The organism is Streptomyces sp. SID11385 (assembly GCF_010548245.1).
Taxonomy (GTDB): Bacteria; Actinomycetota; Actinomycetes; order Streptomycetales; family Streptomycetaceae; genus Streptomyces.
This window is the reverse complement of sequence record NZ_JAAGLR010000616.1, coordinates 1-247: the sequence shown is the minus strand read 5'-3', so window position 1 is coordinate 247 and position 247 is coordinate 1. Positions and strand designations below refer to the sequence as shown.

Genomic DNA, 247 nt, shown 5'->3' with positions numbered 1-247 from the left:
ACGGAGGGGGACCGATGACACCCACCGCGACGGCGACGGACGGCCGCCAGGGCACCCGTACGGATGCTCGGCGCCGTCACACCCCTACGGCCGAGGGACGCCGTCACGCCCGTACGGCCGAGGGACGCCGTCTCACCCGTACGGGCACACGCCTCGCCCCCCGTACGACCACCCGCCGTCGCCCCCCGCGCGCCCACACCGACACCCGCGACCGTGCGCGCCACCAGCGCCTGGCCTCCACCTGCCA

The 247-nt window shown here is 76.9% G+C and carries 1 protein-coding gene; it reads left to right on the top strand.

Annotated features, from left to right (window positions below):
* Positions 1–14: 14 nt before the first annotated feature.
* Positions 15–247, top strand: a 233-nt coding sequence (locus G3I42_RS37025) for a hypothetical protein (RefSeq protein ID WP_203606998.1), incomplete at its 3' end; no start/stop codon positions are given.